This window comes from Myxococcus sp. AM011, assembly GCF_013372595.1.
GTDB classification, from domain to species: Bacteria; Myxococcota; Myxococcia; order Myxococcales; family Myxococcaceae; genus Myxococcus; species Myxococcus eversor.
Window position 1 is genome coordinate 1 of the sequence record NZ_JABXEM010000392.1, and the last position, 7500, is coordinate 7500.

Sequence of the window (7500 nt, forward strand, 5' to 3'; positions counted from 1 at the left end):
GAGACAGGGTGGGAGGCTCCCGGGTTCGGATGATCCACGGGGGCGGGCAGAAAAGAGCCCATCACCAGCGTTGTCCCGGCGGACCGCGTGAGGTATCTGGCGGTCGGGCGGCCCCGAGACACGTCGTGGTGTGACTGGGCAGTACACGCGCATTGACTCGGGCCTGATGAGCCGCTAGGGTCCGCCGCCTTTCAAGCCGGACCGGGAGTACGCGAGCTCGTCGCGACTGCTTCCAGGCCGGTGTTGACCGACATGTTGCGCAGGCAGCCGGGGACCCCGGCACAGCGCGTGAGACAGAGGTGAGCCGTGGGCGTCCCCAAGAAGCGTACTTCGAAGATGCGTCGTGACACTCGTCGCGCTGGCAACAACAACCTGCGCACCGCCGTGCAGGTGACCAAGTGCCCCAACTGCAAGGAGCCGGTGATGCCTCACCGCGCCTGCACGTCTTGTGGCCAGTACAAGGGGCGGGAGCTGCTGCCCCAAGCCGGGGCCTGAGGCCTTGCCAGTGACGCTCCTGAAGAGGGGCGTCGAGCAGCACGAAGGGCCGCGCCTCTCCAATCGGAGGTCGCGGCCCTTGCTCTTTTCCGGCCCCGAATCCCGGCGGGGCCGGCGTCCTCTCCGGACGTCAGTTGCCGAGCTTGATGTTCTTCAGCGCCGCCAACCGGGGGTCCACCGGCTTCGTGTCACACTGGCACTGGGCCTCGTTGAAGTTCGTGCCGCACTGCGAGCACAGGCCCTTGCAGTCGTCCTTGCAGACCAGGTTCATCGGCAGGGCCAACAGCAGCTGCTCTCGGACGATGGGGTCCAGGTCGATGGTCTTCCCATTGAAGACCTCCTGGTCCACGCCATCGATTTCGAACGAGCCGCCCGTCTCCCCCTGCTGACGCTCCTTCTTCTCCATGGACTTCTCGTCGTCGTCCTTGAAGTCGTCGCCCCGGACCATCGACTCGGGCACCAGGTTCAGCGAGAAGACCACGGGCAGCGCCAGCTCCACGTCCTTCAGGCAGCGCTTGCAGGGACTGGTGACGTGCACGGTGAAGTTGCCGTTCAGCAGCACCCCGCCGCTCACCCTGCGCAGCGTGGCCTTGAGCTGGGATGGCTGCGTGGCCCGGAAGCCGGTGTCCAACCCGGACGCCGTCCCTTCCAGCGCGGCGCCCAGCAGCTCCGGCGAGATGGGCTCGTCCAGCTTCAGCCCCGACTCATGAATTTGTTCAACCTTTACGAGCATTTACGCGACATCCAGGTAAAATTGGGCGGGCAACATAGAGGGCGGCCCCTCCACCGTCAACACGCCCGGGTTCAACAGCACCGCGAAGATGTCACTGCGCCGTCACCACCGGTGGGGTGGCCTTCGTGGATCCTCCAGACAACGCTTTGCTAGGGTCGGTTTGATGCACAGGCACGATTTGCCGTTGCGCGTGGGGGCACTCATCCTCGTCGTGGGCCTCCTGGCTCCACCGGGGCTGGCCCGTCCCCTCTTCCCCGCGCCCGCCCTCTCCCAGCTCGGGCCAGCAAGCCCAGAAATCACCCGCGCCCGCGAGCAAATTGACGACGGCGAGTTCGAAGAGGCCCGCCGCACGCTCCAGGCGGGCCTGGACGCCCCGGACGTCACCGACGACCAGTTGGTGGAGCTCTACCGCCTGCTCGGCCTCACCGCCCTGTACCTGGGCGACGAGGACCAGGCGCGCGAGGCCTACGAAAAGCTGCTCCAGGCCCGGCCCGACTACGAGCTGCCCCGCACCGCGCCGCCCAAGCTGCGCGCGCTCTACGCTCGAATCAAGGAGGACATCCGCAGCCGGCGCGTGCGTCCCGTCACGCTGGACGTGGACCCGATTCCGGACCCGCCCGGCGGCGAGCCCATCGTCGTGGAGGCCACCATCCAGGAGCTGGCGCTGGGTGCCCGCGCGCGGCTGTTCTACCGGCGCGCCGGAGACCAGGCCTACAACTCCGTGGACTTCGTGAAGGACCGTGGCGAGAAGGAGCGCTTCCGCGCCGTCGTCCCCGCCTACGACGTGCCCGTGGAGCCGGAGCCCTACCAGGTGGAGTACTACTTCGAAGTCGTGGACGCCGCGCAGCGCCGTCTCGCCGGCCGGGGTGACTCCTTCCAGCCGCTGCTCTTCCAGGTGGCACCGCAGCGCTCGACGGCGGCCGCCGCCGAGGCCTCCGAGGGACGCCCCTGGTACAAGAGCCCCTGGCTCTGGGTGGCCGTGGGCGCGGTGGCCATCGGTGGCACCGCCGGCGTGGTGGCCCTCTCCTCCTCCGAGGACCGCGGCCGCGTCCCCATCACCATCCGCGTGGACCCCGCCCAGCCATGAGCCTCCGCCTCCTGAAGTGCCTGCCGCTCGCCGCCGTCCTCTGTGCGTGCGGCCCCGATGACTCCGAGACAGTCGGCCGCTTCGGCCTGGACGTGACGATGTCGCGCGCGGTGGCCAGCGAGGTCCATGCGCTCCAGGTGAGCGTGCTGAAGGACGGCTCGCGCCGCAGCTGCACCGAGCTGCAGCGCACCTGCCTCAACACGCAGGTGAAGCGAGAGGACCTGGTGGTGCTGGAGGATCCGCGCGGCAACGAGGGGCGCGCGCTGCGCTTCACCGTGGACCTGACGGCGATGCAGAACGGCGCGGGCCAGACGCTCGCGGTGGACGTGCCGGTGGGCCGCGACTACGCGCTCGTCATCGAGGCCATCGCCGTGGGCTCGCCGTCGCGCTTCCTCGGCAGCTCCTGCAACTACCTCAAGGTCGTCAACTCCGGCGACAACGTGCCGGTGGTCGCCGCGCCTCTCGTGCTGACCGAGCAGTCCTGCGACCCGTCCATCTCTCCCTGAGCGAGCCGGCGCCCTCGCCCTCGGGGTGCCCATGCCACCCACGCTCACGGCCCCTTTTCCGCTACACCTCCTTCCGTCGAGCCACCAGAGGACATCCCAGAGGACCCTATGACGCGCATCCTGATCATCGAGGACGAGCAGGACCTCGCCGGGCTCGTCGAATACAACCTCCGGGCCGCGGGCTTCGAGACGGAGTCGGCGAACACCGGCGCCGGAGGCCTGGCCCGCGCCCGGGCGAATCCCCCCGACCTGCTGCTCCTGGACATGATGCTGCCGGACATCGCGGGCGGCGAAGTGCTGCGCATGCTCAAGCAGGACCCGGAGCTGCGAAAGACGTCCGTCATCATCGTCAGCGCCAAGGGCCAGGAGTCGGACCGCGTGCAGGGCCTGGAGCTGGGCGCTGACGACTACGTGGTGAAGCCCTTCTCCGTCCGCGAACTGCTCCTGCGCGTCAAGGCGGTGCTGCGCCGGGGCGACGCCGACGAGGGGCCCGCACAGGTGCTCGCCGCCGGGGACATCCTCCTGGACACCTCGCGCCACCAGGTGCGCGTGAAGGACGTGGAGGTGGTCCTCACCGCGCTGGAGTTCCGCCTGCTGCGCACGCTCTTGGAGCGCAGTGACCGGGTGCAGACGCGAGAAATCCTCCTCTCCGACGTCTGGGGCATCCAGGCGGAGATCCACACCCGCACGGTGGACACGCACATCAAGCGCCTGAGGGAGAAGCTGGGCCCGGCGGGCGACATCATCGAGACGGTGCGCGGCGTCGGCTACAAGCTCAGTCCTCCCTAGGCGTTCCGCCTCATGCCCCTGCGCTACACGCTCCTGCCGCTGCTCCTGCCGGCCACCCTCGTCGGGCTGCTCGTGGCCATGCTGGGCACGCCGGGCGCCGCGGTGCCCGTGGCGCTCATCACCCTCGCGGGCTCCCTCATGGCGCTGGGCCTGAGCCGCGGCGCGCTGCAACGGCAGTTGGACAGGCTGGCGCGCAGCACGCGCGGCCGCGCCGAGGGCAGCGGCGGTTCGGCGCCGGACCCGGACCGGCTGGAGGAGGTGGCCAGCCTCGAGGGCGCCATCGACACGCTCCACACCCGCCTGTCCGCGCGCAACACGGAGCTGACCCAGGAGTCCCGCACCCTCACCGCCGTGCTGGACAGCATGGCCGAGGGCATCTGGGTGACGGACGCGGAGGGCACCGTCGTCCGCCACAACGACGCGCTCCGGAACATCCTCCAGACGGGCGCCCCCATCGTCGGGCAGCGCCCCCTGGCCGTCCTGCGCGATGACCAGCTCCACGACGCCGTCATGCGCGGCTGCCTGGAGGGGGCCTCCACCCACCTGGAGCTGGACCTGGAAGGCCTGTTCCCCCGCACCCTGTCCGTGCGCGTGACGCCACTGGGGCGCGACTTGCCGGGCAGCGCCGCCGTCTTCCACGACGTCACCGAGCTGCGCCGGCTGGAGAAGGTGCGCAAGGACTTCGTCGCCAACGTCTCCCACGAGCTGCGCACGCCGATTACCGCCATCCGCGGCTACGCGGAGACGCTCCAGGGCGGAGCGCTCGGTGACGCGCAGGTGGCTCCACGGATGGTGGAAATCATCCACCGTCAGTCCGAGCGCCTGTCCGAGCTGGTGGAGGACCTCCTGGAGCTGTCGCGCCTGGAGTCGCAGCAGGTGAGCCTGAAGCTCACCGACGTCCCGCTGGCGGAGGCCGCCGCCCGGGCCGCCGACACGGTGCGCCCCAAGGCCGAGGGCAAGGGACAGGTGGTTTCACTCCACGTCCCAGCGGGGCTGGTGGCGGTGGGAGACCCGCGGGCGGTGGAGCAGGTGCTGCTCAACCTCCTGGACAACGCGGTGAAGTACACGACCGCCGGGGGGCGGGTGGACGTGGACGGAGCGTGTGAGGACGGGCGGTGCGTGGTGCGGGTGCGGGACACCGGGGTGGGGATTGAACCGCGCCACCTGTCGCGCATCTTCGAGCGCTTCTACCGGGTGGACAAGGGCCGGAGCCGGGACATGGGAGGCACCGGGTTGGGTCTTTCCATCGTCAAACACCTGCTCCAGGCCATGGACGGCGAGGTCAAGGTCGAGAGCCAACCGAACGAGGGCAGCACCTTCACCATTTTTCTGCCCCAGGCGGCTCCCGCTCGGTCTGCGACGGGGTAGGATGGCACGACCATGCGGGTCGCCATCCTCGCGGACATTCACGGCAACCTCCCCGCCTGCGAGGCCGTCCTGGAGGACATCGCGCGCTCCGTGGCGCCCGACTACATCGTCGCCGCCGGCGACCTCGCGCTGCGCGGAGCGCACCCTCGCGAGACGGTGGACCTGCTGTTCGACCGCTGCGACTCGGTGCTGATGGGGAACACCGACTGCTACCTCGCCGGGAACTACCTGGGCGGTGCGTACCGCGAGCGAGACCACTGGAAGACGGAGCTCCTGCGCTGGACGAGAGATCAACTCGGCGAGGCGCACCTGCGTCAACTGGGCGCCCTGCCCTTCTCCGTGCGCTACACGCCGCGCAAGGGGCAGGACCTCTTCGTCTGCCACGCCAACCCGCGCAACCTCGAGGAGTCGCTGGACCCCACGCTGGATGACGTCGCGGTGCGCCGCTACTTCGCGCACCTGGACGCGGCGGCATGCGCCTTCGGCCACCTGCACTTCCCCTACCGCCGCCGCGTGGGCCGCATGCTCATCGCCGACGTGGCCAGCGCGGGCATTCCGCGCGACGGAGACCTGCGCCCCGCCTACGGCGTCTTCACGTACACGCCCAAGGGCTGGCGCGTGCAGATTCGCCGGGTGCGCTACCCCGTGCGCAAGGCCACCCAGGCCCTCACCGCGCGCCGGGTGCCGGGTGGACCGCTGCTCATCCACAAGCTGGTGGAGGCGCGCTACCGCCACCACAACGCGCTGATGGAGGCCGCGCGCCGCCACTCCGGCCTGCCGCCTCCGGGCCCCGTGCTGCGGCCACCGCCGGGCGCCCCCATCCGCAACGCGGCGGTGCCCATGGAGGGCCGCGCGCCTCCGGACATGGACCCCACCTCGCTGCCCACGGACATGGACGGCACGGTGACGGACGCGACGCCGCTGCCCCTGGATGTGTTGAACGACCTGGACGGCTGAGGTTTGTCGCCAGGACGTTGCTTGCCCGGACGGGTGGCCGGTGGTTGAGGCAGGCCACCATGTCCGCTCGCGAATTGCCGCTGCTGCTCGTCCGCCACGCCAAGGCCGAAGACACCCACGTCCTGGGTGACGAGGCCCGCGCCCTCACCCCGGAGGGCCGCGCCCTCTTCCGCCAGCACGCGCGCAAGCTGGCCCGCCTCACCCCGCTGCGGGGAATCGTCACCAGCCCCCTGGTCCGCGCCGTCCAGACGGCGGAGCTGCTCGCCGAGGCCCTGGGCCTGTCGCGCGTGGAGGTCCACCCCGCGCTGGTGCCGCGCAGGAGCGGCGCGCGGCGCATCGTCGACCTGGCGCGGGAGCTGGGGCCGGGCTTCGCGCTGGTGGGCCACAACCCGTCCCTGGAGCAGGCGCTCGCGCTCGCGCTGGGCGACGACACGCAGGCGCCGGAGAAGCTGCGCAAGGGCACCGCCGTGGCGCTCCGGTCCACCGGGGACGACGCGGGCTTCCAGCTCGTCTGGTGGGCCGCGCCGGGCCGCGCGCTCAAGCGCTACGACACGGACGAGTGAAGGGCTCAGCCCTCCGCCGCGCCCACGAGGAAGGACACCAGGAGCAGCGTCAGCACCACGGTGGTGATGGCCACGTAGAGCCGGTCCTTCTGCTGCCGGAAGATGAGCAGCGACAGCGCCACGCGCATCACCGGCACGGCCATCATCACCAACAGCCCCGCCATGACGAAGGACTGTCCGCGCGCGGCCATGGCGCCCGCCACCACGTCCGCCAGCCCGTGCGGCACGGGGTGCGGCGCGGTGAGACGCTCCAGCGCCTCGGACGACACCAGATAGTCGGGGTGGCGGAAGAACGTCACCGTCGTGCCCAGCGTCACCAGCGACAGGCTGACGAGGACGCCGTAGCGCAGCAAGTCGCTGATGAGCAGCTCCGGCACCAGGGGCACCGCCTCCGGCGCCGCGGGCAGCGTGACGCTGGCGGGCGGCGGGGGACGAGGCTCGGACGACGGCGCTTCGCTCATGACGACCACCCCTTGCGCAGCATCTCGAAGGCCACCCACAGCAGCACGCAGACGAAGAGGGCGCGCAGCCACGACGCATTCACCTTCGCCATCAGGTGCCGCGAGCCCAGCCACGCGCCCAGCGTGACGCCCACGCACACGGGGCCGGCGATGAATGGGTCGATGTGCCCTCGCGCGAAGTAGACGCCCGCGCTGGCCGCCGCCGTCACGCCAATCATGAAGTTGCTGGTGGCCGTGGAGACCTTCAGCGGCAGCCGCATGGTCAGGTCCATGGCGGGCACCTTCAGCGCGCCCGAGCCGATGCCCAGCATGCCGCTCACCGTGCCCGCCACGTACATCAACCCCAGCCCCGCCAACGGCCGGGTGACGCGGTAGTCCACCTCGCGGCCCATGGACTCGTCCCAGTAGCTGCCGTGCAGCCCCAGCCGGTCCGCCAGCGCGTCCTCGGGCACCGGCGCGACTTCCGTCGAATTCATCCGCCGCAGCATCACCAGCGCCGAGTAGGCCATGACGGCGCCGAAGACGAGGTACACCCCGCGCC

At 70.6% G+C, this 7500-nt stretch carries 10 protein-coding genes; 7 read left to right on the plus strand and 3 right to left on the minus strand.

The annotated features are described in order from the left end of the window. Positions 1 to 306: 306 nt before the first annotated feature. A complete protein-coding gene (gene rpmF, locus HUW62_RS44195; RefSeq protein WP_163869677.1) occupies positions 307 to 495 on the plus strand; it encodes a 50S ribosomal protein L32 in 189 nt (62 codons plus the stop codon). A gap of 130 nt (positions 496 to 625) precedes the next feature. On the opposite strand, the gene HUW62_RS44200 is transcribed toward rpmF, so the two are convergent. Continuing rightward, positions 626 to 1228 (minus strand): DUF177 domain-containing protein, encoded by a 603-nt coding sequence (locus HUW62_RS44200; RefSeq protein WP_163869676.1) that lies wholly within the window; start codon positions 1226 to 1228, stop codon positions 626 to 628. 163 nt (positions 1229 to 1391) lie between these two features. Here HUW62_RS44200 and HUW62_RS44205 point away from each other — a divergent pair, with 163 nt between their 5' ends. The 6 genes from HUW62_RS44205 (at position 1392) to HUW62_RS44230 (ending at position 6498) form a co-directional block, all read left to right on the plus strand. Then, a complete protein-coding gene (locus HUW62_RS44205) occupies positions 1392 to 2315 on the plus strand; it encodes a tetratricopeptide repeat protein (RefSeq protein ID WP_163869675.1) in 924 nt (307 codons plus the stop codon). After that, complete coding sequence (locus HUW62_RS44210; RefSeq protein ID WP_176437869.1) at positions 2312 to 2821, plus strand: hypothetical protein; 510 nt, start codon at positions 2312 to 2314, stop codon at positions 2819 to 2821. The genes HUW62_RS44205 and HUW62_RS44210 overlap by 4 nt, the downstream gene beginning before the upstream one ends. 108 nt (positions 2822 to 2929) lie before the next feature. Beyond that, a complete protein-coding gene (locus HUW62_RS44215) occupies positions 2930 to 3610 on the plus strand; it encodes a response regulator (protein ID WP_163869673.1) in 681 nt (226 codons plus the stop codon). A gap of 12 nt (positions 3611 to 3622) precedes the next feature. Next, positions 3623 to 4978, plus strand: a complete 1356-nt coding sequence (locus HUW62_RS44220) for a cell wall metabolism sensor histidine kinase WalK (RefSeq protein WP_163869672.1) — start codon at positions 3623 to 3625, stop codon at positions 4976 to 4978. A gap of 12 nt (positions 4979 to 4990) precedes the next feature. Beyond that, positions 4991 to 5935: a metallophosphoesterase gene (locus tag HUW62_RS44225; RefSeq protein WP_163869671.1), complete on the plus strand. Its 945-nt coding sequence runs from the start codon at positions 4991 to 4993 to the stop codon at positions 5933 to 5935. Positions 5936 to 5994: 59 nt separating this feature from the next. After that, entirely contained in the window at positions 5995 to 6498 is a 504-nt protein-coding gene (locus tag HUW62_RS44230) for a histidine phosphatase family protein (protein WP_176437870.1), read from the plus strand. Between the two features lie 5 nt (positions 6499 to 6503). On the opposite strand, the gene HUW62_RS44235 is transcribed toward HUW62_RS44230, so the two are convergent. Next, on the minus strand, positions 6504 to 6959 hold the full coding sequence (locus HUW62_RS44235) for a DUF1634 domain-containing protein (protein ID WP_163869669.1): 456 nt from the start codon (positions 6957 to 6959) through the stop codon (positions 6504 to 6506). After that, the coding region (locus HUW62_RS44240) for a sulfite exporter TauE/SafE family protein (RefSeq protein ID WP_176437871.1) at positions 6956 to 7500 on the minus strand (545 nt) is incomplete at its 5' end. The genes HUW62_RS44240 and HUW62_RS44235, both read right to left, overlap by 4 nt.